Source organism: Polaromonas sp. P3_B4, assembly GCF_056402835.1.
This window is the reverse complement of the sequence record NZ_JBFUGQ010000004.1, coordinates 117636-143229: the sequence shown is the minus strand read 5'-3', so window position 1 is coordinate 143229 and position 25594 is coordinate 117636. Positions and strand designations below refer to the sequence as shown.

At 61.8% G+C, this 25594-nt stretch carries 19 protein-coding genes; 13 read left to right on the top strand and 6 right to left on the bottom strand.

Annotation, left to right across the window (positions count from 1 at the left end; genetic code table 11):
• Nucleotides 1-53 precede the first annotated feature (53 nt).
• From AC1DVV_RS22000 to AC1DVV_RS21985, 4 genes are read left to right on the top strand one after another with little or no spacing between them, the layout of a single operon-like run.
• Entirely contained in the window at nucleotides 54-4259 is a 4206-nt protein-coding gene (locus tag AC1DVV_RS22000) for a YhdP family protein (RefSeq protein WP_477701610.1), read from the top strand.
• 2 nt (nucleotides 4260-4261) lie between these two features.
• A complete protein-coding gene (locus AC1DVV_RS21995) occupies nucleotides 4262-5068 on the top strand; it encodes a carbon-nitrogen hydrolase family protein (RefSeq protein WP_477701609.1) in 807 nt (268 codons plus the stop codon).
• Between the two features lie 10 nt (nucleotides 5069-5078).
• Nucleotides 5079-7172: a two-component system sensor histidine kinase NtrB gene (locus AC1DVV_RS21990; protein WP_457282425.1), complete on the top strand. Its 2094-nt coding sequence runs from the start codon at nucleotides 5079-5081 to the stop codon at nucleotides 7170-7172.
• A gap of 10 nt (nucleotides 7173-7182) precedes the next feature.
• A complete protein-coding gene (locus tag AC1DVV_RS21985) occupies nucleotides 7183-7809 on the top strand; it encodes a response regulator transcription factor (protein WP_457282424.1) in 627 nt (208 codons plus the stop codon).
• Between the two features lie 19 nt (nucleotides 7810-7828).
• Here AC1DVV_RS21985 and AC1DVV_RS21980 read toward each other — a convergent pair whose 3' ends face one another.
• The gene (locus tag AC1DVV_RS21980; RefSeq protein WP_457282423.1) at nucleotides 7829-8032 is read right to left on the bottom strand and encodes a hypothetical protein; all 204 of its coding nucleotides are present in this window, start codon (nucleotides 8030-8032) and stop codon (nucleotides 7829-7831) included.
• Between AC1DVV_RS21980 and mltA the strand changes: the two genes are divergently transcribed.
• Together mltA and AC1DVV_RS21970 are read left to right on the top strand one after the other, a co-directional pair.
• Nucleotides 8022-9167, top strand: a complete 1146-nt coding sequence (gene mltA / locus AC1DVV_RS21975) for a murein transglycosylase A (protein WP_457282422.1) — start codon at nucleotides 8022-8024, stop codon at nucleotides 9165-9167. The genes AC1DVV_RS21980 and mltA overlap by 11 nt on opposite strands.
• A gap of 35 nt (nucleotides 9168-9202) precedes the next feature.
• The gene (locus tag AC1DVV_RS21970; RefSeq protein WP_457282421.1) at nucleotides 9203-9541 is read left to right on the top strand and encodes a hypothetical protein; all 339 of its coding nucleotides are present in this window, start codon (nucleotides 9203-9205) and stop codon (nucleotides 9539-9541) included.
• 80 nt (nucleotides 9542-9621) lie between these two features.
• Here AC1DVV_RS21970 and AC1DVV_RS21965 read toward each other — a convergent pair whose 3' ends face one another.
• Entirely contained in the window at nucleotides 9622-10278 is a 657-nt protein-coding gene (locus AC1DVV_RS21965; protein WP_457282420.1) for a hypothetical protein, read from the bottom strand.
• A 136-nt stretch (nucleotides 10279-10414) separates the two neighbouring features.
• Nucleotides 10415-10900, bottom strand: coding sequence for an Lrp/AsnC family transcriptional regulator (locus AC1DVV_RS21960; protein ID WP_457282419.1), 486 nt, complete (start codon nucleotides 10898-10900; stop codon nucleotides 10415-10417).
• A gap of 185 nt (nucleotides 10901-11085) precedes the next feature.
• Between AC1DVV_RS21960 and AC1DVV_RS21955 the strand changes: the two genes are divergently transcribed.
• The 5 genes from AC1DVV_RS21955 (at nucleotide 11086) to AC1DVV_RS21935 (ending at nucleotide 20653) form a co-directional block, all read left to right on the top strand.
• Nucleotides 11086-14652: an indolepyruvate ferredoxin oxidoreductase family protein gene (locus AC1DVV_RS21955; RefSeq protein ID WP_457282418.1), complete on the top strand. Its 3567-nt coding sequence runs from the start codon at nucleotides 11086-11088 to the stop codon at nucleotides 14650-14652.
• 229 nt (nucleotides 14653-14881) lie between these two features.
• The gene (gene yajC, locus AC1DVV_RS21950; protein WP_457282417.1) at nucleotides 14882-15223 is read left to right on the top strand and encodes a preprotein translocase subunit YajC; all 342 of its coding nucleotides are present in this window, start codon (nucleotides 14882-14884) and stop codon (nucleotides 15221-15223) included.
• 68 nt (nucleotides 15224-15291) lie between these two features.
• Nucleotides 15292-17166, top strand: coding sequence for a protein translocase subunit SecD (secD, locus tag AC1DVV_RS21945; RefSeq protein WP_477666953.1), 1875 nt, complete (start codon nucleotides 15292-15294; stop codon nucleotides 17164-17166).
• Nucleotides 17167-17208: 42 nt separating this feature from the next.
• On the top strand, nucleotides 17209-18162 hold the full coding sequence (gene secF, locus AC1DVV_RS21940; protein WP_477666952.1) for a protein translocase subunit SecF: 954 nt from the start codon (nucleotides 17209-17211) through the stop codon (nucleotides 18160-18162).
• Between the two features lie 28 nt (nucleotides 18163-18190).
• Complete coding sequence (locus AC1DVV_RS21935; RefSeq protein WP_457282414.1) at nucleotides 18191-20653, top strand: DUF1631 family protein; 2463 nt, start codon at nucleotides 18191-18193, stop codon at nucleotides 20651-20653.
• Between the two features lie 66 nt (nucleotides 20654-20719).
• Here the strand turns inward: AC1DVV_RS21935 and AC1DVV_RS21930 are convergent, their stop codons facing one another.
• The 3 genes from AC1DVV_RS21930 to AC1DVV_RS21920 all read right to left on the bottom strand — a co-directional run bounded on the left by AC1DVV_RS21930 (nucleotide 20720) and on the right by AC1DVV_RS21920 (nucleotide 23769).
• Nucleotides 20720-21232 carry a Smg family protein gene (locus tag AC1DVV_RS21930; RefSeq protein ID WP_457282413.1) on the bottom strand — a complete coding sequence of 171 codons (513 nt, stop codon included), beginning with the start codon at nucleotides 21230-21232 and terminating at the stop codon, nucleotides 20720-20722.
• Between the two features lie 59 nt (nucleotides 21233-21291).
• Nucleotides 21292-22440 (bottom strand): DNA-processing protein DprA, encoded by a 1149-nt coding sequence (gene dprA / locus AC1DVV_RS21925; protein ID WP_457282412.1) that lies wholly within the window; start codon nucleotides 22438-22440, stop codon nucleotides 21292-21294.
• Nucleotides 22441-22545: 105 nt separating this feature from the next.
• Nucleotides 22546-23769 carry a LysM peptidoglycan-binding domain-containing protein gene (locus tag AC1DVV_RS21920; protein WP_457282459.1) on the bottom strand — a complete coding sequence of 408 codons (1224 nt, stop codon included), beginning with the start codon at nucleotides 23767-23769 and terminating at the stop codon, nucleotides 22546-22548.
• A 217-nt stretch (nucleotides 23770-23986) separates the two neighbouring features.
• Between AC1DVV_RS21920 and def the strand changes: the two genes are divergently transcribed.
• Together def and fmt are read left to right on the top strand one after the other, a co-directional pair.
• Nucleotides 23987-24508, top strand: coding sequence for a peptide deformylase (gene def, locus AC1DVV_RS21915; RefSeq protein WP_477666950.1), 522 nt, complete (start codon nucleotides 23987-23989; stop codon nucleotides 24506-24508).
• 84 nt (nucleotides 24509-24592) lie between these two features.
• On the top strand, nucleotides 24593-25579 hold the full coding sequence (fmt, locus tag AC1DVV_RS21910) for a methionyl-tRNA formyltransferase (protein ID WP_477666949.1): 987 nt from the start codon (nucleotides 24593-24595) through the stop codon (nucleotides 25577-25579).
• Nucleotides 25580-25594 lie beyond the last annotated feature (15 nt).

The window sequence follows — 25594 nt, the reverse complement described above, 5'->3', positions numbered from 1 at the left end:
CATGGTTCACTGCCGGGCGAACGCTGGCCCCGGCGGTCATAATTCTCATGTCAATGGAGCCAACGATCCCCAGCCTGCCTACCCCGCCGCCGCAACGACTGCGATGGCTTGCTCTTACCCTGCGCGTGTTGCTGTGGCTTGTTGCCACGGCCTGGGTGCTCTTTGGCCTGACCTGGTTCGTGCTGCATGGCTGGATTGTGCCGCGAATCGGGGAGTTCCGTCCGCGCCTGGAAATAGAGGCCAGCAAGGCTTTGGGGGTGCCTGTTCGCATTGGCGGAATCACCGCACATTCCCAGGGGATGATTCCTTCGTTCGAGTTGCGCGACGTGACCCTGCTCGACGCCCAGGGGCGCGAGGCCCTGCGGCTGCCGGTGATTCTCGGCGCCCTGTCCGCTTCTTCGATCTGGGGGTTGGGCTTCGAGCAGCTTTATATCGACAAGCCCGAGCTGGACATACGGCGAACCGCTGACGGAAAGATCTATGTCGGCGGCCTCGATGTTTCGCAGGACCGGGCGGCCGGCGAGAGCGCCGCTGCGGACTGGTTCTTCTCGCAGACCGAGTTTGTCATGCGAGGCGGCACCGTGCGCTGGACAGATGAAATGAATCCGGCACCACCCTTGGCGTTGACGCAGGTCGACTGGGTGATGCGCAATACGCGGCGGCGCCACCTCATGCGCCTGGATGCCACACCCCCCGCAGAATGGGGTGACCGTTTCACTGTCCGGGGCATCTTCCGCCAAGCGCTGTTGTCAAGCAGCGCCGGTGATTTTGATGCCTGGACAGGCCAGCTATTTGCCGGGTTCGACCGGGTGGATGCGTCCCGCATCAAGCCGTACCTCAACCTGGACGCACTGGGCATTGAGCTGACACGCGGGAATGGCGCGCTTCGCGCATGGGCAGATATTTCCCAAGGCCGGGTGACCGGCGGCACGGCCGATGTGGCACTGCAGGATGTAGATGCCCGCCTGGGTGCCAAGCTGCAGCCTTTGGCCTTTGATTTTGTCGCCGGGCGTGTGGGTGGCGGCCAGCGTACCAATGGTTTTGATTTCAATACCGAAGGCCTGCGCTTTCGTACCCGCGACGGCCTGCAGTGGCCAGGTGGCAATGTGGCGCTGGTGCACACAGGGGACGAGGCCGGCGTTGCGCAGCACACCGAACTCAAGGCCGACAAGCTCGATCTTGCAGCGCTCGCGCAGATTGCCAATCGCCTGCCGCTTGATGCTCCCGTCCATGGGCTGATCGCTTCATTTGCCCCGAAGGGGCTGGTCGAAAGCGTTGAGGCCCGCTGGCAGGGACCGCTGGATGCCCCTGCCGCCTACGCCGCAAAAGGGCGCGTCGCCGGGCTGAGTATTGCTGCCCTGCCCGCGCCGCCCAGCCCAGCGTCAGTGCATCCCAAGCCTGGCAGGCCGGGAATCAGTGGCGCCACCATTGACTTTGACCTGACGCAAGCGGGTGGACGGGCCGGGGTCAAGATACTCAACGGCTCGCTCGACCTGCCGGGCGTGTTTGAGGATTCGCTGGTGCCGTTTGACCAGCTTTCCGCCGAGACGCAATGGAAGTTTGCGGGCCGGAAAATCGAAGCGCAGCTGAACAACCTGCGATTTGCCAATGCCGACGCGCAGGGAGAAGCGCAAGCCGCATGGCATACCGACGATGTGGTTTCCAGCAAGCCGCATGCTGCAGATGCAGCAGACCCCAGATTCCCGGGTGTGCTGGATCTGCAGGGCGTTTTGAGCCGCGGTGATGGCGAGCGGGTACACCGTTATTTGCCGCTGGTATTGCCGGACCGGGTGCGCCACTATGTGCGTGACGCGGTCGTGCAAGGCCAGGTCAGCGACGTGAAGTTCAAGGTCAAGGGGCCGCTGGCGCAATTGCCTTTCACCAACCCGGCACAAGGGGACTTCCGGGTGACCGCCAAGGTGCGGAACGGGCACTATGCCTATGTGCCCAAATCCATACAACCGGCCGGAGCGGCGGGGTGGCCGGCCTTGACGGAACTCAACGGCGAACTGGTGTTTAACCATGCGGCACTTGAGGTCAACGACGTCACCGGCAAGGTCAATGGCCTGCCGGGTTTGCAGCTGGTCAAGGGTAATGCGCGTATCCCTGACCTGACACATGACACCACTGTCGAGGTGAACACACACCTCAAGGGGCCGCTTGCTGATGCGCTGGGGTTCGTCAACCAGTCCCCGGTTGCCGGCATGACCAGCCATGTGCTGGCCAAAGCGGTTGCGGCCGGGTCGGGCGAATACCGGTTCCGGCTGGACTTGCCTATCCACACCATCGATAAATCCCGGGTGGACGGAACCGTCACGCTGCCCGGCAATGACGTGCAGTTTGGTGCGGATACTCCAGCGTTGACAAAACTCAAGGGTGTAGTGACCGTGAACGAGCGCGGCTTCACCGTGGCAGGTGCCCAGGCGCGGCTGCTCGGCGGTGACGTCCGTTTTGACGGTGGCACGCGGGTGCAGGCGCGATCATCCGGCAATGCTGAACAGGAAAGCCAGGTAGCGTTCAAAGCGCAAGGCGTCGTCACCGCTGAAGGGTTGCGCCAGGCCAGGGAGCTCGGCGCGCTTTCGCGCATGGCCCAAAATGCCACGGGCAGCACTGCCTACACCGCCTCATTGGGTTTTCGCCGTGGCGTGCCTGAGCTGGTTGTCGCCAGCAGCCTGCAAGGCATGGCGCTTAACCTGCCCGCGCCCCTGAGCAAGACAGCGGAAGCGGCATTGCCGCTGCGGTTTGAGAATTCGCTTTTGCCGACCTCCATGGGGCCAGGGCAAAAACTGGAGGACCAGTTATCGGTAACCATCGGCCGTGTAGCGTCCATCATGTATGTGCGCGACGTCAGCGGCAGCGAACCTCGTGTGATACGGGGCGGAATTGGCGTCGGACTTGAGCCGGGGGAGACAGTGCCTGTGCAGGAGGCCGGTGTGGCGGCCAATATCAACCTGGCCCACGTGGACCTCGATGCCTGGCAAAAAATACTGGCAGATTCTTCTTCCGGCAGCGCGCTCCAGACACCTCCGCCGGTGGCTGCCACTGCGGCGACCAATCGGGCCGCCGCGAACGCGTCCCTGACTTATCTGCCGACCTCGATGGCCATTCGCGCAAAGGAGCTGGTGGTTGAAGGGCGCAAGCTGAACAACGTGGTGGTGGGCGGCTCCCGTGAAGGCCTGACATGGCGTGCAAATATCGACGCGTCGGAGCTCAATGGATATGTCGAATTCCGGCAGCCTGGCGGCATAGGCGCCGGGCGGGTCTATGCGCGGCTTTCCCGTTTGAGCCTGGCGCCAGGTACGGCCAGTGACGTGGAAGCAATCCTGAACGAGCAGCCTGCCAGCATCCCTGCCCTGGACATCGTGGTGGAAGACCTGGAACTGCGCGGCAAAAAACTGGGGCGGGTCGAGATCGACGCCGTCAACCGCGGAGCGTCTGCCGCGGCCCGCGAGGGCGTGCGCGAATGGCGCCTGAACAAGTTCAATGTGATCCTTCCCGAGGCGGTGCTGACGGCAACGGGCAACTGGGTGGCGATCAATGCCCAGAGCGTTGCGGCAAATGCGCCGCGTGCCGCGCGTGCGGTTGCCGAGCGCCGCCGCACCGTGATGAATTTCAAGCTGGACATCGCCGATTCGGGTGAGCTGCTCAAGCGCTTTGGCATGGGTGAGGTCATTCGCCGCGGCAAGGGCAAGCTGGAGGGGCAGGTCGCGTGGATGGGGTCACCTCTCAGCCTGGACTATCCCAGCATGAGCGGACAGTTCAATGTCAATGTGGAGTCAGGGCAGTTTGTCAAGGCTGACCCGGGCATCACAAAACTGCTGGGCGTGTTGAGCCTGCAGTCTTTGCCCAGGCGGCTGACCCTGGATTTCCGGGACGTTTTTTCCGAAGGCTTTGCCTTCGACTTTGTCCGCGGCGACATCAATATCAACCAGGGCGTCGCCTATACCAACAACCTGCAGATGAAGGGCGTGAATGCGGCCGTGCTGATGGAGGGCAGTGCCGATATTGCCAAGGAGACGCAGAACATCAAGGCGGTCGTGGTGCCGGAAATCAATGCCGGTACGGCTTCCCTGATCGCCACAGTCATCAACCCGGCCATCGGCCTGGGCAGCTTCCTTGCCCAGATGTTCCTGCGCCGGCCTTTGATGCAGGCGGCGACCCAGGAATTCCACATAGAAGGAACCTGGTCTGACCCGAAAATCATCAAGGTGGATCGCAAGGCACAGGCTGCAGCAGAGCCTGTTCAGGAGGTTCGTTGACCATGAAGATAGCTGCCATCCAGATGGTCTCAGGTACGCGCGTGCAGGACAACCTTGCCGCGGCGCGCAGCCTGCTTGAGCAGGCTGCGGCCCAGGGCGCCGAGCTGGCGGTGCTGCCGGAGTATTTCTGCATCATGGGCTTCAAGGACACCGACAAGCTGAAAGTCCAGGAGAGCGCCGGGACGGGCTTGATACAGGACTTCCTGAGCCGGTCGGCGCGTGAGCTCGGCTTGTGGATCGTGGGCGGCACGCTGCCCATGGCAACGTCTGATCCGGCGCGCGCGCGCAACTGCTCGCTGGCCTATGCGCCGACGGGCCAATGCATCGCGCGGTATGACAAGATCCATCTTTTTCGCTTTGCGCAGGGAAAGGAAGACTATGACGAGACGCGTGTGCTGGAGCCTGGCGCGCAGCCCGTCCGGTTTGATCTGGCTTCCCGCGATGGCCATGTCTACGCTGTCGGCATGAGCATTTGTTATGACCTGCGCTTTCCGGAGCTTTACCGCGCGCTGAAGGCCGATGTGCTGCTGGTGCCCAGCGCGTTTACCTACATCACCGGGCAGGCGCATTGGGAAGTGCTGCTGCGTGCACGCGCCATTGAAAACCAGGCCTATGTCATTGCGGCGGCGCAGGGCGGCACGCATGAAAACGGCCGCCGTACCTGGGGCCACAGCATGCTGGTGGATCCCTGGGGTGAGGTGATGGCTCAGCAGGCTGAAGGCGCAGGCGTTGTTCTGGGTGAAATCTCCAGCACTCACACGGAAGGTGTGCGAAGCCGTTTGCCTGCATTGAACCATCGTTTCCTATGAGGCCGGCCGCGTGAGGCTTCCGTTTGCAAACGGCGTCAGCCGCGCCAGCAAGCGCTGGTCCCTGTGGGCGCTGCTGGTGGCGCTGCTGGTGGCGCTGCTGGGCATTCTGGTGTGGCTGGCGGGACGTTATGAGTCCAGCATGGTGCAAAGCCGGCTGGAGCATGACGCAGCGGAAGCCGTAACAGACATCCGCTCGGGGCTGACGCGCAATATCCAGACCTTGCAGGCGCTGCAGTCCAGCGACCGCACGCCGGAGCCGTGGCATTCATCCGCCGCTGAGCTGCTTCGCGAGCGCCGTGAAATCATGCGGCTTGAATGGCGCAACGAAGCGCTCGATGTGCTCGGGTTTGTGGAGACGCCCTATCGCACCTCGGTGTTCGAGCGGCTCGGGCGGGGCAGTTTGCAAACCGACGTGGGCCTGACCTGCACCACGGCCCGGCGCCTGAGCGGTGCGGCTTACTCCATCAGTTATTTCATGCCGCAGCGCGATGGCCTGGGCCTGGAAGTGCTCGACATGTGCCTGCCCGTCGTGGTGGCGGGGCGCCTCACGGGGTATAGCGTGGTCACCTATTCGCTGCAGGACATTCTGGGGGAACTGGTCGGCCGCCAGCTCGCCCGGGGCATCGGTCTGTCTTTTACCGAAGCGGACGGCACGCGTCTGGCCCTGCAAGGCGTGCCTTCGCGCGGCAGCCGTATCTATATTGCGCAACAGCTGCTGGACCTGCCCGGCAATACGCTGGTGGTCAGGATGGAAAGCCGGCTGGGCACGCCGGCCCTTTTCCCCAATGTGCTCACCGCGCTGGTAACCGCCATGTCACTGGCGCTGCTTGCCGTGCTGTACCTCCTCGCCAGGGATATGCGCCGCAGGCTGAAAGTCGAGCATGACCTCGGCGAGGCCCTGGCTTTTCGCAAGGCCATGGAGGACTCCGTGCTGACCGGCCTGCGCGCGCGCGACCTGCAAGGGCGCATCACTTACGTGAACCCGGCGTTTTGCAAGATGGTTGGCGTGGACGCCAAGGACCTGCTCAACCAGAGCTTTCCCTCACCCTACTGGCCACCCGAACTGGCCGGCGTGTACCAGCAGCGCCAGGAAATCCGGCTGGCAGGTAACAGCCTGCCCAGGGAGGGCCACGAGTCGGTGTTCATGCGGCGCGATGGCACGCGGTTCCCGGTGCTGATCATGGAGGCCCCGCTGATCAATGCCGTGGGCAAGCACACCGGCTGGATGAGCGCGATTCTGGACGTCAGTGAACAGCGCCGGGTGGAAGAGCTTTCCCGTGCCAGCCAGGACCGCCTGCAGGCCACCGCACGGCTGGCGATGGTTGGCGAGATGGCCTCGCTGCTCAGCCACGAACTCAACCAGCCGCTGGCCGCCATTTCAAGCTACGCCACCGGCTCACTCAACCTGCTGCAGGATGGCATGGACCATGACAAGCCGCTGGCAGCGAACGCCAGCTCAGCGGTGGCGCCGTTGTCGGAAGATTTGCAGCTGGCCATGCGCCGCATTGCGGAGCAGGCCGAACGCGCGGGAAAGGTCATCAAGAGCGTGCATGACTTCGTGAGGCGCCGCGATCAGGTGCGCGAAGCCGTGCAGCCTCGCGCCCTGCTGGACGCCATCATGCCGCTGGTGACCCTTCAGGCACGCAAGCTCGGCGTGCGCGTGGTGATCGAGGTCGACGAGACCTGCACGCCCGTGCTGTGTGACCGCACCATGGTTGAGCAAGTGCTTCTCAACCTCTCGCGCAACGGCATGCAGGCCATGCAGGCTGTGACCCATGAAGGCGGGGCGGCGGAGGCGGCCCCGCGGGAGAAAGTGCTGACGCTGCGTATCCGTCCAGCCGCATCGAACGCGCAGAGCCGCTGGGTGGAATTTTCGGTGACGGATTGCGGTGAAGGCATTCCCAGTGAAGTGGCCGAGCAGCTCTTCACGCCATTTTTCACCACCAAGGAAGAGGGCATGGGGCTGGGCCTGAGCCTGTGCCGCACGGTGATTGAGCAGCACGGCGGCTTCCTGGGGTTTGAGCCCGGCCAGCCGCGGGGTACGATTTTCAGTTTCACCTTGCCGGCGGCCCTGCCGCATGATGCAGGTGCGGATACAGCCTGAAGGACACAGCATGGAACCCATTCAAAATGCCACGGTATATATCGTCGACGACGATGCCAGCGTGCGCGACGCGCTGGCCTGGCTGCTGCGCTCGCGCCGCCTGTTGAGCGAAACCTTCGACAGTGCAGAGGCGTTCGATGCGCGCGTATCCCAGCAATTCGCGGTCAAGTCGCCTTCATGTGTGCTGCTGGATGTACGCATGGCGGGCCTGAGCGGTCTGGCCATGTTTGAGAAGCTGATTGCTTACGGCTTGCTGCCCACGCTGCCGGTGATCTTTTTGACGGGCCATGCGGACGTTCCAACGGCGGTCGACGCGGTCAAGCGCGGTGCTTTTGATTTTTGCGAAAAGCCCTTTTCAGACAACGCATTGGTAGACCGCATTGAACAGGCGCTGAACCATTCCGCCGGGGCCCTGGCGCAGCACAGCGAGTCGACGGGCCTGCAGGCCCGTCTCGACGGCCTGACAGACCGTGAGCGTGACGTGATGAAGCTGGTGGTGGGTGGGTTGCCCAACAAGCTGGTGGCGGACCAGCTTGACATCAGCGTGCGCACGGTGGAGGTCCACCGTGCCCGGGTTTTTGACAAAATGGGTGTCAAGTCGGCGGTGGAGCTGGCCAATCTGCTGCGTAACCTGTAATTGCAGCGCTGCGCCGGGCTTATTTTTTTTCGGGCTCTGCCGGGGTCTCTGAGTGGACCGATTCCTTCAATTCGCCATTTTTACGGCCCGAAAACATCGTCCACCACACAATGAACACCAGCAGCAGCAATGCCCCCAGGGCTTCGAGCAAAAGTAGGGCCATGACATTTCCTTGGATTTCAAAAGAGGCTTCGATGCTTGTGCTGCCGTCAATGCGTTCCATGCGGCTTGTCCCAATTATCGCCATTGCGGCGCTGCTTGCTTCCTGCGCAAGCCCGCCCCGGCCGCCTTCGACCGTCCCTGCGGGCGAGCCCACAGCCCCGGGCGTGCGCGCCGGCGATACCGGCCCATTGCCTGCGCCCATGGTGCAGGGGAAAAGCCGCTGGGTCGCGGTCCGCTGGGCCGAGTTGCCCGGCTTCGAGGAAGACGCGCTGTTTGAGGCCTGGAACGCCTGGCTCAAAAGCTGCGAGCGTCCCGGCCCGGGTTTTGCGCCGCTATGCGGCGATATCCGGCGCCTCAGCATTGCGTCTGCCGATGAGCAACGCAACTGGATGGTCAGGCGGCTGCAGCCCTACCGGGTGGAGAGCCTGCAAGGCGTAACCGAGGGGCTGTTGACCAGTTACTACGAGCCTGTGCTCAGGGCCAGCCGGCAGCCCGTTGCGGGTTACGAGGTGCCGCTGTACCGTCCTCCCGCATCGCTGGGCAGCCGCAAACCGTGGTTCTCCCGGCAGGAAATCGACACCCTTGCTGAAGCCAAAGCGGCGCTGCGCGGCCGCGAGATCGCCTGGCTGGCCGACCCGGTTGAGGCGATGTCGCTGCACATACAAGGCTCGGGCCGGCTGAACATCACCGAAGCCGACGGCTCGCAGCGTGTCGTGCGCGTGGCCTACGCAGGCACGAACGAGCAGCCGTTTCGCAGCGTGACCCAGTGGCTGCTGGAGCAGGGCGAAGGCCGCATGACGGCGCCCTGGGTGGAGTCCACCAAGGCATGGGTTGCGAAAAATCCGCAGCGCGCCCAGCAAATGCTCTGGAGCAACCCGCGCTACACTTTTTTCCAGGAGCAGCCGCTGAGTGAACTGGATACCGCCTTTGGACCCAAAGGTGCGCAGGGCGTGGCGCTGACACCGGGCCGTTCCATTGCAGTTGACCCGGGAAGCATTCCCTACGGCACGCCGGTGTGGCTGGCGTCCCGTGGCGGTGCGGCCAACCTGCAGAAGCTGGTGCTGGCGCAGGACACCGGCAGCGCCATTGTGGGTGCGGTCAGGGCCGATTATTTTGCCGGAACCGGCCCCGAAGCCGGCCTGCTGGCGGCACGTGTCAACCAGCCGCTGCGGCTCTGGGTGCTCTGGCCGAAGTGAGTGCTCAAAACGTTGGGCAAGCTGAAGGAGATTCCATGAAACAACTGTCGGCCCGAACCGGGATGGCCTTGGTGGGGGTGACCGGAGCGCTTGTGCTGGCAGCCTGCGCGGCGGGTGGCGGGCCTTCGCCTGCCGCGCAGTACCGCTGCGAACACGGCGCTGACTTCAAGGTGAAGTTTGTGGACGACACCGCCGTGCTGGATAGCGCCGGCGGCTCGGACCTGCTGTTTCGTGACGCAGGCGGCCAGGGTGCGCAGCAGACGGTGTACAGCAATCCGCGGATGCGCGCCGAGTTTGGCCTGGGCGCCAGCGGCCGCGAGGCGGTGCTGCGTTATCCGCTGCTGCCGCTGACGGCACACTGCGTGCGCGACTGATTCCCTGTAAAACCTCTTTGCGTTGTTGTGCGGACCTGCCGTGCCAAAACCGCTTCACCGCGATTTGTGGGCGGCTTCTTCTAGCGCACGGAGAGGCGGACTTCGACCCTCATACCGTCCCGACGGGTCGATTGCCGGCTGTCGGCGATGCCGCTGCTGCTGCCGGCGCTCGCATCGTCCGATTCGGCCACGGTGACCCATTCCCCGAGGCGAACGGTCAGCGAGGTGCTGGTGGACGATGAGGACAGGGGAGCCTGCGGCGACGAGCCTGTGCGGCTGGCCTGCCCCGCGGCCAGTTCCAGCTCCACGCTGTCGCCGCCGTACCAGGTGGGCCTGGCTGAAAAGCCGCTGTTGGCCTCGATGAACACGGTGCCGGCCTGGCGCGCCTGTACCAGCCGCAGCGGCTGGCTGTTGCCCAGGTTGATGTTGGCGTTGCGGCCATTGAGCACCAGCACGCGCTGCACCAGGTCGCGTGAATCGCTGCGCTGGCTGTCCTGGGCTGTGATCTGGGCATTGAGGCCCGAGCGGCCCGGTTGCAGCACAACACCGCCCTGCGCGCCCAAGGCACTCTGGGAGCGCAGGCTGCTGCCGGCCTGCCGCACTTCGATCTGCAGGTTGCGCATGGGTAGCGCCTCCGGACTTGCTCCTGAATTGATAGCGGGTTGCGCTTGCAGGGCGGGTGCCAGGGCCATAAAAAGCATAAAGACCAAAGAGGTGGGGCTGGAAGATGGTTTCATGCGGGGCTCCTTGAAGCGTTGTCTTGCAGGTGTTTCATGCGCTGGCTGTTGTGAACAGCGAGCGAATTTCGTGCTATTAAATCAATAGCTGGTTGCGCCCGTCAGTAAAGGGTTGCAAGCACTATTTACTTGAATTTTAGACTGTAACCCGCGTCAGGTGCCCGAGCGGCAGTGCGCTGCTCGCCTTGACCTCACCCAGCGAAAAACTGGTGTGCAGGTCTTTCACATTGGGCAGGTTGATCAGGTTTTGCAGCGCAAACTTGCTGAAAGCCTCCAGGTCTTGCGCTACCACCTGCAGCTCGAAAGTGCCGGTGCCGCTGATGTAGTGGCAAGAGACGATCTCCGGCAGCTTCTTGATGGCCTCTTCCAGCTGGCGCGTTGCGTCGCCACTGTTGCGGTCAGCGTCCAGCCGCACAAAGGCCAGAACGCCCAGCCCGATCTTGTGGCGGTTGATCTCGGCACGGTAGCCGGTGATGAAGCCCGATTCTTCCAGCGCCCGCACCCGCCGCCAGCAGGGCGCGGCCGACAGGCCCACACGGGAGGCCAATTCCGTGTTCGTCAACCGGGCGTCGAGTTGCAACTCATTCAGGATCGCGATGTCAAACTTGTCTAATGTTTCCATGTTTGCCACTTTACAGCAATATCCTTTCTGGAAGTGCCATAAATCGGGCAAACAAAGCAAAGACATATCACGGCTGGCGGCATACACTTTGCATGCAACTAGAGGGCGCCCCCTATCCGGGGGTGACCCTTCTGCCGGCCTGCCCACAAGGCGGTACTAAAAAACAGTCCTGGAGACCCACGAACATGAACGCGCCCCTACCTGAACACATCCGCAAAGCGCTAGAGACCGTCACGCTTGACGATAAATATTCTTTAGGCCACGGCCGCGCTTTCATGAGCGGTGTCCAGGCGCTGGTCCGCCTGCCCATGCTGCAGCGCACGCGCGATGCGATCGAGGGGTTGAACACGGCGGGTTTTATCAGTGGCTACCGCGGCTCGCCGCTGGGCGGCTATGACCAGGCCCTGTGGGCCGCCAAAAAGCACCTGGCTGCACAAAACATCGTGTTCCAGCCCGGTGTCAATGAAGAGCTGGGTGCCACGGCCGTCTGGGGCACGCAGCAACTCGACCTGTATCCGCAAAGCAAAAAATTCGACGGCGTATTCGGCATCTGGTACGGCAAGGGCCCAGGCGTGGACCGCTGCTCCGACGTCTTCAAGCATGCCAACATGGCGGGCACGGCCAAACACGGCGGCGTGATCGCCATTGCCGGCGACGACCATGTCTCCAAAAGTTCCACCGCCGCCCACCAGAGCGACCACATCTTCAAGGCCTGCGGCCTGCCGGTGTTCTTTCCTTCCAATGTGCAGGACATCCTCGACATGGGGCTGCATGCGTTTGCCATGAGCCGCTTTTCCGGCGTCTGGTCGGGCATGAAAACCATCCAGGAAGTTGTCGAGTCGTCCAGCTCCATCCTGGTCGATCCGGACCGCGTGAAGATCATCATTCCCGAAGATTTCGAGATGCCGGCCGGCGGCCTGCACATCCGCTGGCCCGACGCGCCGCTGGAGCAGGAAGCGCGGCTGATGGACTACAAGTGGTACGCGGCGCTCGCGTACATTCGCGCCAACAAGCTGAACTACAACGTCATCGCCGGCCCCAAAGACCGGTTCGGCCTGATCGCCAGCGGCAAGGCCTTCAACGACACGCGTCAGGCCCTGGCCGACCTGGGCCTGGACGAAGAGACCTGCCACCAGCTCGGCATTCGCCTGCACAAGGTCAACGTTGTCTGGCCGCTGGAGGCCACCATCACGCGCGACTTCGCCGAAGGCCTGCAGGAAATCCTGGTGGTCGAGGAAAAACGCCAGGTCATCGAATACCAGATCAAGGAAGAGCTCTACAACTGGCGTGCCGATGTGCGCCCCAATGTGCTGGGCAAGTTCGATGAACCTGAAGGCGACCAGTCGGGCGGCGAATGGGGCCGTTCCAACCCGAGCGACAACTGGCTGCTGCGCGCCAAGGCCGACCTGACGCCGGCCATCATCGCCAAGGCGATTGCCAAGCGGTTGAAGAAACTGGGCGTGCCCGCAGACATCATCTCCCGCATGGACGAGCGCCTGGCCGTCATCGAAGGGCGCGAGCGCGCCCTGGCCGCCGGCAAAGCCGACACCGGCGAGCGCGCGCCCTGGTTTTGCAGCGGCTGCCCGCACAACACCAGCACGCGCGTGCCCGAAGGCTCGCGCGCCGTGGCCGGCATCGGCTGCCACTACATGGCAACCTGGATGGACCGCTCCACCTCCACCTTCACCCAGATGGGCGGCGAGGGCGTGACATGGGTGGGCCAGGCGGCTTTTACGACCGACGAACACATCTTTGCCAACCTGGGCGACGGCACCTACTTCCACAGCGGGCTGCTGGCGATCCGCCAGGCCATCGCCTCGGGTGTGAACATCACTTACAAGATCCTCTACAACGACGCGGTCGCCATGACGGGCGGCCAGCAGGTCGGCGAGCGGCCCGAAGGCCATTCGGTGCTGCAGATCATGCAAAGCCTGCGTGCCGAAGGCGTGGCCAAACTGGTCATCGTGACCGATGAGCCGCAGAAATACGACGGCGCGCCGCTGCTCGAAGGCGTGACGGTGCACCACCGCGACGAGCTGGACCGCATCCAGCGCGAGTTCCGCGAGATCAAGGGCACGACCGCGATCATTTACGACCAGACCTGCGCGACCGAAAAGCGCCGCCGCCGCAAACGCGGCACCCTGGTGGACCCTGAAAAGCGCGTGGTGATCAACGAGCTTGTCTGCGAAGGCTGCGGCGATTGCTCAGTGCAGTCCAACTGCCTGTCAGTGGAGCCGCTGGAAACCGAGTTCGGCCGCAAACGCCGCATCAACCAGAACACCTGCAACAAGGATTACTCCTGCGTGAAGGGCTTTTGCCCCAGCTTTGTCACTGTCGAAGGCGGGCAGCTGAAGAAGCCAAAAAAAGACAAGAAAGGCGCACCCAGCAGCCTGTTTGTGGTTCCCGAGCCCGTGTTGCCGGTGGCGGAAAACGCCTGGGGTATCGTGGTAGGCGGCGTGGGAGGCACCGGCGTCATCACCATCGGCCAATTGCTGGGCATGGCAGCCCACATTGAGGGCAAGGGTGTGGTCACGCAGGATGCGGGCGGCCTGGCGCAAAAAGGCGGCGCCACCTGGAGCCACATCCAGATCGCCAACCGGCCGGAAGCCATTTACACGACCAAGGTCGACACCGCCAAGGCCGACCTGGTGATTGGCTGCGACCCGATCGTGGCGGCCAGCAAGTACACGCTCACCGTCATGCAGCCGGGCCGCACCTACGTAGCCATGAACTCGCACGGTACGCCGACGGCGGCCTTTGTGACCAACCCTGCCTGGCAGTTCCCTGGTGGCAATTGCGAGACGGCCGTGACTGCTGCAGTGGGCGCTGACTTGCTCGGTAGCTTCGATGCAGAGCAGGTGGCGGTGCAATTGGTCGGTGACTCGATCTATACCAACCCGCTCATGCTCGGCTTTGCCTGGCAAAAAGGCCGGGTGCCGCTGTCGCATGCTGCGTTGATGCGGGCCATTGAACTCAATGGCGTGCAAATCGACAACAACAAGGCAGCTTTTGAGTGGGGCCGGCGCTGCGCGCACGACCTGGCTGCTGTGCAGGCCTTGTTCAAGGCAGCCCAGGTGATCGAGTTCGTCAAACGGCCCGCACTGGCCGACATGCTGGCCAAGCGGATTGACTTCCTGACGGCCTACCAGAATGCGGCTTATGCGCAGACCTACCAGGCCTTCGTCGAGAAGGTGCGCGCCGCGGAAGCGCCGCTGGGCAAGACGCTGCTGACCGAGGCGGTGGCTCGCTACCTCTTCAAATTAATGGCTTACAAAGACGAGTATGAAGTGGCGCGCCTGCACACCGACACTGGTTTCCTGAACAAAGTCAACGGCATGTTTGAAGGCGACTTCAAGCTCAATTACCACCTGGCGCCGCCCATGATTGCGTCCAAAAACGACAAGGGCGAGCTGCAGAAGAAGCAGTTCGGCCCCTGGATGCTGGGCGCATTCAAGGTGTTGGCTCGCCTGAAAGGTCTGCGCGGCACGCCGCTGGATGTCTTTGGCCGCACGGAGGAGCGGCGCACCGAGCGGGCCCTGATTGAGGAATACAAGGCGAGCCTGCAGGACGTGATGGCAGGCCTGACGGCCGAAAACCACGCCACGGCGCTGGAAATTGCCCGGATTCCGGAAATGATCAAGGGTTATGGCCATGTCAAGGCACGCCACCTGGCCGCAGCGCGGCCCCAGTGGGCCGCGTTGATGGAGTCCTTTCGTACCCCCGGATCTACCGTTCAGCGGGAAGCGGCTTAAAGCCTGGACCGGCGCCGGCCTCGCCGCCGGTCCGGTGTTTCCTTCATGGGACGGCTTTGCTGCGGAGCTTGCAGCGGCCCTTTGCGCGCAACCCGGCTTGAAAAGCCCCTGGCGCGCGCCAGTTACCCCCTTCTGCGGATGCCCCGCCGCATACAATCGTGAACTCTGTGCGCTGTCCGTGCCGGATGGCGCGCGCCAGTGTGTCTTTTAAATCGTTGTGGAGTTAGCCGTGTTCATTTCTTCTGCCTTTGCCCAAACCGCTCCCGCTGCTGCCGCCGGCGGCGACATGATGTCCTCGCTGACGGGCATGCTGCCTCTGGTGCTGATGTTCGTAGTCCTGTACTTCGTCATGATCCGCCCGCAGATGAAAAAGCAGAAAGAGCATCGCGCCATGATTGAGGCGCTGGCCAAGGGCGATGAAGTCGCCACCGCTGGCGGCCTGCTGGGCAAGGTGACCAAGCTGGGCGACGTGTACCTGACCCTCGAACTGGCGCCAGGCGTCGAAGTCCAGCTGCAGCGCAGCGCGATCATTCAGGTGCTGCCCAAAGGCGCTATCACCCCAGCCAAATAAGGCTTTCGCCGGCCGCACCGGCCGGCAGGCCTGACTTTGTTCATCCGTCCATCAGGAACAGCCCTCTCATGAATCGTTATCCGGCCTGGAAGTACGCCATCATTGTGATCGCGCTCATCGTCGCAGCCCTGTACACGCTGCCCAACTTTTTCGGCGAAGCGCCTGCGGTCCAGGTTTCCAGCGCCAAGTCCACCGTCAAGATCGACAGTACGACGATGGCGAAAGTGGAGCAAATATTGAAGGAAGCCGGCGTTACGGCGGATGTCATCGCCCTGGACGGCAATTCCGTCAAGGCGCGGTTTGGCGATACCGACACGCAACTCAAGGCCAAGGACGCGATTCAGAAAGCGCTGGCCCCTGATGCGGGGGACTCCGGTTATGTGGTGGCGCTTAACCTGTTGTCCCGATCGCCTGCATGGCTGACATCGTTGCATGCAAACCCCATGTATCTGGGGCTGGATTTGCGTGGAGGCGTGCACTTCATGCTGCAGGTAGACATGCAGGCCGCGCTGGCCAAGCGTGCCGAGTCCCTGGCCGGAGATGTCCGGATGTCGTTGCGCGAAAAAAATATCCGGCACGGTGGCATCGCCCGCAACGGCCAGGCTATTGACATCAAGGTGCGTGACTCGGCCACGCTGGCATCTGCAAAAGGCCTGATTCAGGACCAGTTTCCAGACCTGCAGACGGTGGAGGTGCCGGAAGGAACCGAGTACAAACTGACGGCCACGATCAAGCCCGAGGCTGCGCGCCGCATCCAGGACCAGGCCCTCAAGCAGAACATGGTGACGCTGCACAACCGGATCAACGAGCTTGGGGTGGCTGAGCCGGTGATCCAGCAACAGGGCGCAGACCGTATCGTGGTACAGCTGCCGGGCGTGCAGGACACGGCAAAGGCCAAGGATATTCTGGGGCGCACGGCGACCCTGGAAATGCGTCTGGTGGATGACAGCGCTGAGGCCCGTGCAGCCATGACCGGGGGAGGCATGGTTCCCTTCGGCTCGGAAAAATTCCCTGATATCAGCGGCAATCCGGTGATTGTGAAGAAGCAGGTCCTTGTCACCGGCGAGAGCCTGACGGATGCCCAGGCCGGCTTCGATTCGCAAAAGCAGGAACCCAATGTATCCCTGACGCTGGATGCCAAGGGTGGACGGGTGATGCGCGAAACAAGCCGCGAGAACATGGACAAGCCGATGGCCATCCTGCTGTTCGAAAAGGGCAAAGGGCAGGCTATTTCGGTGGCAACCATTCGCGGGGAATTGGGTACACGGTTCAGCATCTCGGGTGCCATGAATATCAACGCAGCCAACGATCTCGCCCTGTTGCTGCGTGCGGGCTCGCTGGCCGCTCCCATGGAAATCATTGAAGAGCGCACCATTGGCCCGACGCTGGGCGCCGATAACATTGCCAAGGGCTTTCACAGCGTGTCGTGGGGCTTTGTCGTGATCGTGGCGTTTATGGCGATCTACTACATGCTTTTTGGCCTGTTTTCCGGCCTGGCGCTTGCCGTCAACCTGCTGTTGCTGGTCGCGGTGCTGTCCATGCTGCAGGCTACCTTGACCTTGCCTGGCATGGCGGCGATGGCGCTTGCGCTGGGCATGGCCATCGACTCCAATGTGCTGATCAATGAGCGTGTGCGCGAAGAATTGCGAAACGGTGCCTCCGCGCAAGCGGCGATTCATGCAGGCTATGAGCGGGCCTGGGCAACCATTCTGGATTCCAACACCTCGACATTGATTGTGGGTCTTGCGTTGCTGGCTTTTGGGTCCGGCCCGGTCCGCGGCTTCGCCGTGGTGCATTGCATCGGTATCCTGACCAGCATGTTCTCGGCGGTGTTTTTCTCGCGCGGCCTGGTCAACCTCTGGTATGGCCGCCAGAAGAAGCTCAAGACGGTTTCCATTGGCACTGTGTGGCGGCCCACCACTTCGGGTGCGGTGGCGAAGTAAGCCCACGCCCGGCCCTTTTCCTGAATTTCCCAAGGACTCCAGATGGAATTTTTCAAAATCCAGCGTGACATTCCGTTTATGCGGCACGCCCTGATCTTCAATGCCATCAGCTTTGCCACGTTCGCTTTGGCCGTATTCTTCCTGTTCTCGCGCGGCTTGCACCTGTCCGTCGAATTCACCGGCGGCACCCTGATGGAGGTGAACTACACCCAGGCTGCCGACGTCGGGAAAATCCGCGATACGGTGGCAGGGCTGGGCTTCGCCGATGTGCAGGTCCAGAATTTCGGCACCTCACGCGACGTGATGATTCGCTTGCCGGCACAAAAGGGCGTAAGCACTGCGCAGCAAAGCGACAAGGTGCTTGCGGCCCTGAAGGCTGCCAGCCCGGATGTGACGCTGCGGCGCACTGAATTCGTCGGCCCACAGGTGGGCGAGGAGCTTGCCCACGACGGGCTGAAGGCGCTCGCCATGGTGGTCTTCGGCATCATGGTCTATCTGGCTTTCCGCTTCGAATGGAAATATGCCGTGGCGGCCATCATCGCCAATTTGCACGACGTCGTGATCATTTTGGGGTTCTTCGCTTTCTTCCAGTGGGAGTTTTCACTGGCTGTGCTGGCTGCTGTGCTGGCGGTGCTGGGCTACTCCGTCAATGAGTCGGTAGTGATCTTTGACCGGATTCGCGAGAACTTTCGACGCTATCGCAAGATGAATACCACCGAGATCATCGACAACGCGATCACGTCCACCATCAGCCGTACCATCATTACCCACGGTTCCACCCAGATCATGGTGCTGTCCATGCTTCTCTTTGGCGGGCCGACCCTGTTTTACTTTGCCCTGGCGTTGACCATCGGCATCCTGTTCGGGATCTATTCGTCGGTGTTTGTTGCCGCTGCAATCGCCATGTGGCTTGGCATTCGGCGTGAGGACCTGATGAAAGGGCCGGCCAAAAAAGACGAGGATCCCAACGACCCCAACGCCGGGGCCACGGTGTAAGCTATGACTTAATCATCCTAGGGCGGCTGTGGCTCCAAGTAACAAAAATAGCAGGGTTCTGGTCGAGCAGGCACGTGCGCTGTTTGCGGAGCGTGCTGTACGCGTACTGCCTGCACTGGCGAAAACCATTCAAGACAGGCTCACTGCCGCAGTTGATCAGCCCGGCGGTGTCCGGGAAATGCAGGACCGGCGTGATGCCTGGATGGCTTTCCAGAAAAGTGGTGCCACCTGGGTTCGTGGCACAACCGCCGCATGGACCACTGCCCAGACGATTCCTGCGCCAAACTCGCCCTCGAGGTTTGCCGACAGCGGCAAATTTGAATTGATGGGTAACGACGTGATGGAGGACAAAATCCTTGCTTCGCGGCTCGCGCTTCGGTTGCTGGACTTCGCAAGCTGGGAGTTGAACGACCTCCGGTTGCGCATCCAAAACCTGGAGGCCGTCACGGAATTGCACAAGCAGGACATTCTTCGCCCCGAGGTGCTTGCCCAGCACATGGTTGAGCAATGGAGTCTTGCATCGCTGCCACGGGATGTCTGGCTCGTTGTCCAGGATGTCATCCAGAAGGACATGGGCACACACCTGCTGGAGACTTACCATGCCACCAACGAGTTTTTGGTGCAGCAGGGGGTGATGGCGGAAATCGACTTACGACCGCTGGTCAAACGCACACCCTCCGCTGCGGATGCCGGAGCGTCTGCCAGGAAAGCCTCCACTTCCGAGAAGGAACGCGGCAAATTCGGCGGCGAAACCGGCTCCAGGACCGGCGGGTCTGAAGGCGGTGGCGCACGTGGTTTTGGCGGAGGCCAGGGCGATGGGCCTGATAGCCGGGTTCAGGGTGTGGGTGGCGGGCGATCTTCAGCTTCTGCCGGCCGTCAGGGTGCAGCTTCTCGAGGTGCGGCGTCCGAAGGGGCAGGGTCGCAGCCAGGCGTATCCAGGCAAGGCGGCGCAGTCTACGATGAAACCCGCATGCAAACGGCGACGACGCCGCTCGCCAGGGCACGCATGAGGGCCCAGGGTGTGATGGGGCACCTCAAGCGTTTGCTGTCGAACCAGGTCGCAGGCTTCGACGATACCCACCCCACACAGGCGTCGCCTCAGCTCGCGCAGGCCATGGTGAGTGTGCAGAAGCAGGAAGAAACCGGTGCAGAGCGTACCTTGCTCGCAGATGCGCAAGGGCAGATCTATGGCCAGGTGCATGTCGACAATGCTGCTACTGCCTTGCGGGAACGAACCAATACGCTCAAGCAGGCGGCGTCCACCTCATCCGAGAAGGCGACGATTGAAATCGTCGCCCTGATGTTCCAGAGCATTCTTGCCGAAGACCGCATTCCGCCTGTGATCCGGGTCTGGTTTGCCCGTTTGCAGATGCCGGTATTGCGTGTGGCGATTTCCGAGCCAGAGTTCTTTGAGTCGCTGCAGCATCCTGCACGCCGGTTGATCGACCGCATGGGCTCCTGCGTATTGGGCTTTGACGTCACGGTGGCCGGCGGCGCCATGGAATCTGAAGTCAAGCGCATTGTGCAAGTGATAGAGCAGTATCCCGAAACAGGGCGCCGGGTGTTTCAGCTGGTTTATGACGAGTTCGAAAAGTTTTTATCCAAATTCCTTTCCGAGCATGGCAGCGCCGCCCGTGTTGTGAGCGTCGCGCAACAGGTCGAACAAAAAGAGACCATGACGATCCAGTACACCATTGAGATGCGGAACATGCTCAATGACATGCCGGTTCGTGACGAGATCCGCGAATTCCTCTTCAAGGTATGGGCCGAAGTACTGGCCATCGCCGCGATGAAGAACGGGCCGCAGCACGAGGAAACCATCACGCTCAAGCGGGCTGCCGCTGATCTGGTGTGGGCCGCGAGCGCCAAACCGAACCGCAATGATCGCGCCCGTGTGATTGCAGACCTGCCGAAATTGCTGCAGCTGCTGCGCCTGGGCATGTCCATGCTGGGCTTGGGTGTGTCTGACCAGGACGGGCACCTGAAGACCATCAGCGATACGCTGGCCGATGCATTCATGTCCAAAACCGACACCATTTCCCAGGAGCGGGTGGAGATCATGGCCAAACGGCTGATGAACCTGGAAGACTATCTTTCCGATGAGGACGTCGGCGACCTGCCGCTAGATACTGACAGCCTGGTCACCATGATCGGGATCGATGCTACCGACATTGAAGTGATCGCCGATGGTGGCAGCCAGCCCACGGAAGCCATGCGCGCATGGGCCCGGGAGCTCCAGGTAGGTACATGGTTCAGCCTGGACCACAACGGCAAGATCAGTCATGTGCAGTTTGCCTGGTGCAGTGATCGCAAGCAGTTGCACCTGTTTGCTTCTGCCGATGGCCGGAACTTCCTGATCCAGGCTCGTCGGCTCGCGGCCTACCTGCAGTCGGGTTTGCTGGTGCCTACGGAAGAGGAAGCGCTCACGGTACGTGCCACGCGCGACGCGCTTGCCAAGCTGGATGCAAATCCCGAGCGGTTGCTCGGCTAAGGGCCTCGTTGTCCGGCGTGCCCGGGCAACCGGTTCAAAAATGTCGTTTTTGTGCCGCAGTGCTATTCAGTGAGCAAGGCGACCTTCCGCGTCGTCGCACAATTCGTCCAGAACCAGCGCATCGGGTTCTTCGCCGAAGCTCCAATAGACCATCAATACGATGATTTTCAGGTCATCCAGCGTGACGGGGTCGCCCGGTGCCGCCATGGCACGGTCAATCACAATCTCGCGCATGTGCGGAGGCAATACGCCGGACGACTCAAGGAAGCTCACAAATCCCAGGCTCTGTGCGCCGAGTTGTGTTTGCTCGGCAACCGAATAAACGCGAAGGCTGTCGGGGGATTGGGGCTGAATGACCGGATGCGCACCGGGCTCGGTGAGCTCTGACGGGGCACTGGCCGGCAGACTGATTTGCGTGCCTTGGGCGGCGATATTCAAGCCGTCGAGCCAGACGAGGGCCGCCTGGATTTCTTCCGCCTCAAAACCCGCTGCTGTCAGTTTGCGGCCGAGCCGCTGAAGTTCGGGGCAAGCGTCACCTTGCCAGTAATTTTCGTAGACGTACACGAGTACTTCGAACATGCGTCCAATATAACGCAGTTGGCGGCAGCATTGTCAAGCCGGTGAAAAGAGTGCGGTGTTTATGCGTCAGCGCGTCGCTGGAACAGGCCGCCGGGAAGCCTGAACACCTGTCCGTCGAGTTCCAGCTCAAGTAGCTGTGCCTGCAGCATGGCTGTTTCGATCCCGGTTCGCGCCTGTAGTGTGTCCAGGCTCACCACGTCGAATCCCAGTGCGGCGATCAGGGCGGTAGATGAGGGGGACTCGACCAGGAGACCGGTTTCTTTCTCTGTTGACGTATATGCCGCTGCACCCGGCGCCACACCCCGCGCAGGGAGATTTAATTCCTCCAATATGTCCTGCGCAGTTTCCACCAGCTTGGCTCCCTGCTTGATCAGTGCGTGGCAGCCGCGTGACTGGGGCGAATGGATGGAGCCGGGTATGGCAAACACCTCTTTGCCCTGTTCGGCCGCCAGCCGCGCGGTGATCAGCGAGCCGGATTGCAGAGCCGCCTCGATGACCAGAGTGCCCAGCGACAGGCCGGAAATGATGCGGTTGCGTCTCGGGAAGTTCGCGGTCAGCGGTGGCGTGCCGAGCGGGAATTCGCTGATGATCATGCCTTGCTGCGCAATACGGTGCGCCAGCTCGAGATGTTTTTTGGGATAGACACGGTCTAGTCCGGTACCCACCACGGCAATGGTATCTCCGCCGGCTTGCATGGCGCCGTCGTGCGCCGCACCGTCGATACCCAAGGCCAGGCCTGACACAACGCAGAGTTTGGCACCGGCCAGGGCCTTGGCGAATTGGCGCGCATTAGCTTCGCCCTGCGGCGTCGGGTTGCGGCTGCCTACGATGGCTATATGGGCCACGGGGGATGGCGATAACGCCTGCGGCTGGGGTGCATGCTTGCCGAGCATGTAGAGCATCAGCGGGGGATCGGCGATGTCGAGCAAGGCCGCGGGGTAGGCCGCGTCTCCAATCGCGACCACCCGCCGGTGCTCGCCGGCCTGCAACCAGTCCAGCGTCATTTGCAGCTGGGCTGCCAGATTTGGAGGCTCTGCCCTGAGTGCGCGGGCCAATTTCTCCGAACCCAACTGTTCCAGCGCGGCTGAACTCTGGTCAAAAATCGCCTGCACTGATCCAAAAGCGGCTAGCAGCTTGCGGGAATTCTCATTTCCTACGCCCGTTGAGAGGGTCAGGCGCAACCAGGCCTGGAGCTCATGTTTTTCCACGTGATAGCCAGAGCTGAAAGGAAGAAAGGGTCAACGACTTCGAGAACTTGCCCCGAATGTAGGTGGGCTCGGATTACCGACGCCGGTGCGTTGCTTGTCCGCCGGTTAATTGGGGTTGGCGAAACGGTCCCCTACCTTCACGCCGTCAGTCACCTGAAGGACGAGAGCATAGGAAACGGCATCAAAAGTGCGAAACACCATCAACAGGCCATTTCGTTCGTTGGGCAACTTGATCTGCGTGCGGTTACTGTCGGTTTTGTCTTTCAGTCGTTCCCCGTCCTTGAGAATGGCCATGACATGGCCACGTTCCAGGCCATCCCTGGCGCCACGATTGATGACCACGACCTGGTTCTCCGCAGCATTGGTCACGGCACTTCCATAGATAGACACAATCTGTCCGGCAACGGCAGAAGAAGGCGCGTGCGGTATGTAATTCAGCAACTCGCGTGGCGGTTCAACCAACAGCCGGTCACCCACACGCATCTCTTCTTTGGTAGCAACGATGTCGATCGTCGCCGGCACGATTTCGGATTGCAGCTTGCCGTCTTTACCGGCTATTTCCGCAACCGATTCGCCGCGTGCTATTTCCGCCTTGCCGACGTATTGCGCCTCGTAGCCCAGAATCGCCTGGGTCGTCGGATCTTTCAGCGGCGTTGCGTTGCGAAACACCCGGTAATTGACCGGTTCGCCTTTTTCAATGCTCAGGGGTTTGCCGGTGGTGCTGCCGGTGCCGTATTGGCTACGCGCATAGGCGCGATCTCCGCGGCTAAGCAGAACGCGGCCTTCCTGGGCCGCCACAATGCGGGGCGCATTGGAAAGCATGGCCTCGTCGACGATCAAGGCCTCATTCAGGAAGGGCTCGATCAGGTTGGGCGCGATCGTGGGAATGGAGGTGTCTGCCAGGGTTTCAAAGCGGGTGCGCGGAGAAACTCGTACGGTGTCTGTCGGCGGGCCATCGGTTTGGGCCTGGCGGGTTCGCAAAACGGCACGCCCATCGGATTTCTCCAGATAGAGCTGTTGCCCCGGGTAAATGCGGTGAGGGTTGCGGATGTCCTGGAGGTTCATGCCCCATAGCTCGGGCCAGCGCCAGGCGTTTTTCAGAAATAAACCGGAAATTGCCCACAAGGTGTCGCCGCGCTTCACGGTGTAGGTATCGGGCGCATTGGGAGCCAGATCGCCCAGGGGAACGCCTGTCTGGGCCACTTGGGCTGCCGTGGCTTTTTGGTCGGCCGTGATGGGGAAGTTCTGAGCATGCAAGCCGACCGAAATGCCCAAAAGAGCTGCAGCGGCTATTGAAATTTGACTGAAACGACCAGAAATTGTTTGCATCTTGTAGGCCTTCGGCGCTTTTATGGGGCTAGGACGGCGTTTTCGGGGTGCAACCCCGCGAAAAAAACCGTGTTTATATCTTGATAAATCACTAACGATTTTGTACCTAAGCCCTTGATTAAGCAACGAATACACGATTCTGGGAATATCAGGATGCCGAAAAACAGAGAAAAGTGGCGAAAATAGCGACATCTCACCCATTGCCCAGCCTTCCTCCATGAGCCAGTTAACCATTCTTCGTTACCCCGACCCCCGCCTCCACACCGTTGCCAAGCCTGTGGCGGCCGTTGATGCGCGCCTGCGCAAGCTGGTCGACGACATGCTCGAAACCATGCACGAAGCGGCGGGCATCGGCCTGGCGGCAACCCAGGTGGATGTGCATGAGCGCCTGGTCGTGATTGATGTCAGCGAAGACCGGACCCAGCCCCTGGTGCTGATCAATCCCGAGATTGTCTGGGCCAGCGAAGAAACACGCGTGGGCGACGAAGGCTGCCTGTCGGTGCCTGGTATTTATGACGGCGTGGAACGCTCTACCGCCATCAAGGTACAGGCGCTGGATCTAGACGGGAAGCTGCAGGTGCACGCAGCCGAAGGCATGCTGGCGGTTTGCATCCAGCATGAAATGGATCATCTGATGGGCAAGGTGTTTGTGGAGTACCTGTCCCCGCTGAAACGCAACCGCATCAAAACCAAGATGATCAAGCAGAAAAAGGACGAGGAGCGCGACTCGCCCCGTTAACCTGTCCGTACGTACGGACGTCGGCCGTCAGTACCGCGTGCCGGAACCACGGGATTTCCCTAGGAGTCTTTAGAATCGGACTCCATGCGTGTCATTTTTGCCGGTACCCCTGAGTTCGCCCGTGTGGCCCTTGAAAAGCTGCATGCAGCCGGTTTTGAGATTCCCCTCGTACTGAGCCAGCCTGACCGCCCCGCAGGCCGCGGCATGAAACTGCAGGCTTCGCCCGTCAAGCAATGGGCCGAAACCTCACACACGCCCATCGCCCAACCCAGAAGCTTGCGGCTGGACGGCAAATTCCCTGACGATGCCGCCGCGGCGCGCGAAGCCATCACCGCAGCACGCGCGGACGTCATGGTGGTGGCGGCCTACGGACTCATTCTTCCGCTGTGGGTTCTGGATGTACCGCGGTTGGGCTGCCTCAATATCCACGCGTCGCTGTTGCCGAGATGGCGCGGTGCCGCGCCGATTCACCGGGCCATCGAAGCCGGTGATCCGGAAACCGGCGTCACCATCATGCAAATGGATGCCGGGCTGGACACGGGCGACATGCTCCTGACGGAAAAGCTGCGCATCGCACCCGGCGACACCACGGCTTCGCTGCACGACAGGCTGGCCAATCTGGGCGGGCGGCTCATCGTGGAGGCCCTCGAGATCGCTGCGTGCGGAGGCCTGCAGGCGGTCTCTCAGCCCGCAGAGGGCATCACTTACGCACACAAAATTGAAAAACATGAAGCATTGCTGGATTGGTCGCAAAGCGCTGCCGTACTCGAGCGGCGCATCCGGGCGTTCAACCCGTTTCCCGGCGCGGCCGGTGTTGTAGACGGGCAAACCCTCAAGTTCTGGCGTGCCGAAGTTCTGGCGGATGTGCGCCGGCCGGGTGGGGCCGAGGCCGGTGAAGTCCTTGCCGCAGGGCCACAAGGTGTGGACATTTGTGCCGCCGATGGCGTTCTGCGCATGAGCCGGCTTCAAAAAGCCGGCGGCAAGGCGCTGGATGCATCCGAATTTTTGCGGGGATTTGAGATCCGTCCCGGCATGGTCTTCATTCAACCGGATATCGCCAGACAGGGGTGAAAAAAATGACGGGAC

Coding starts and splice junctions, on each gene's coding strand:
- AC1DVV_RS21960 (WP_457282419.1), bottom strand. CDS start 10,900: ATGGAAACATTAGACAAGTTTGACATCGCGATCCTGAATGAGTTGCAA.
- AC1DVV_RS22000 (WP_477701610.1), top strand. CDS start 54: ATGGAGCCAACGATCCCCAGCCTGCCTACCCCGCCGCCGCAACGACTG.
- fmt (WP_477666949.1), top strand. CDS start 24,593: ATGCGTGTCATTTTTGCCGGTACCCCTGAGTTCGCCCGTGTGGCCCTT.
- AC1DVV_RS21965 (WP_457282420.1), bottom strand. CDS start 10,278: ATGAAACCATCTTCCAGCCCCACCTCTTTGGTCTTTATGCTTTTTATG.
- AC1DVV_RS21980 (WP_457282423.1), bottom strand. CDS start 8,032: ATGGAACGCATTGACGGCAGCACAAGCATCGAAGCCTCTTTTGAAATC.
- def (WP_477666950.1), top strand. CDS start 23,987: ATGAGCCAGTTAACCATTCTTCGTTACCCCGACCCCCGCCTCCACACC.
- secD (WP_477666953.1), top strand. CDS start 15,292: ATGAATCGTTATCCGGCCTGGAAGTACGCCATCATTGTGATCGCGCTC.
- AC1DVV_RS21955 (WP_457282418.1), top strand. CDS start 11,086: ATGAACGCGCCCCTACCTGAACACATCCGCAAAGCGCTAGAGACCGTC.
- mltA (WP_457282422.1), top strand. CDS start 8,022: ATGCGTTCCATGCGGCTTGTCCCAATTATCGCCATTGCGGCGCTGCTT.
- AC1DVV_RS21920 (WP_457282459.1), bottom strand. CDS start 23,769: ATGCAAACAATTTCTGGTCGTTTCAGTCAAATTTCAATAGCCGCTGCA.
- AC1DVV_RS21970 (WP_457282421.1), top strand. CDS start 9,203: ATGAAACAACTGTCGGCCCGAACCGGGATGGCCTTGGTGGGGGTGACC.
- AC1DVV_RS21995 (WP_477701609.1), top strand. CDS start 4,262: ATGAAGATAGCTGCCATCCAGATGGTCTCAGGTACGCGCGTGCAGGAC.
- secF (WP_477666952.1), top strand. CDS start 17,209: ATGGAATTTTTCAAAATCCAGCGTGACATTCCGTTTATGCGGCACGCC.
- AC1DVV_RS21930 (WP_457282413.1), bottom strand. CDS start 21,232: ATGTTCGAAGTACTCGTGTACGTCTACGAAAATTACTGGCAAGGTGAC.
- AC1DVV_RS21985 (WP_457282424.1), top strand. CDS start 7,183: ATGGAACCCATTCAAAATGCCACGGTATATATCGTCGACGACGATGCC.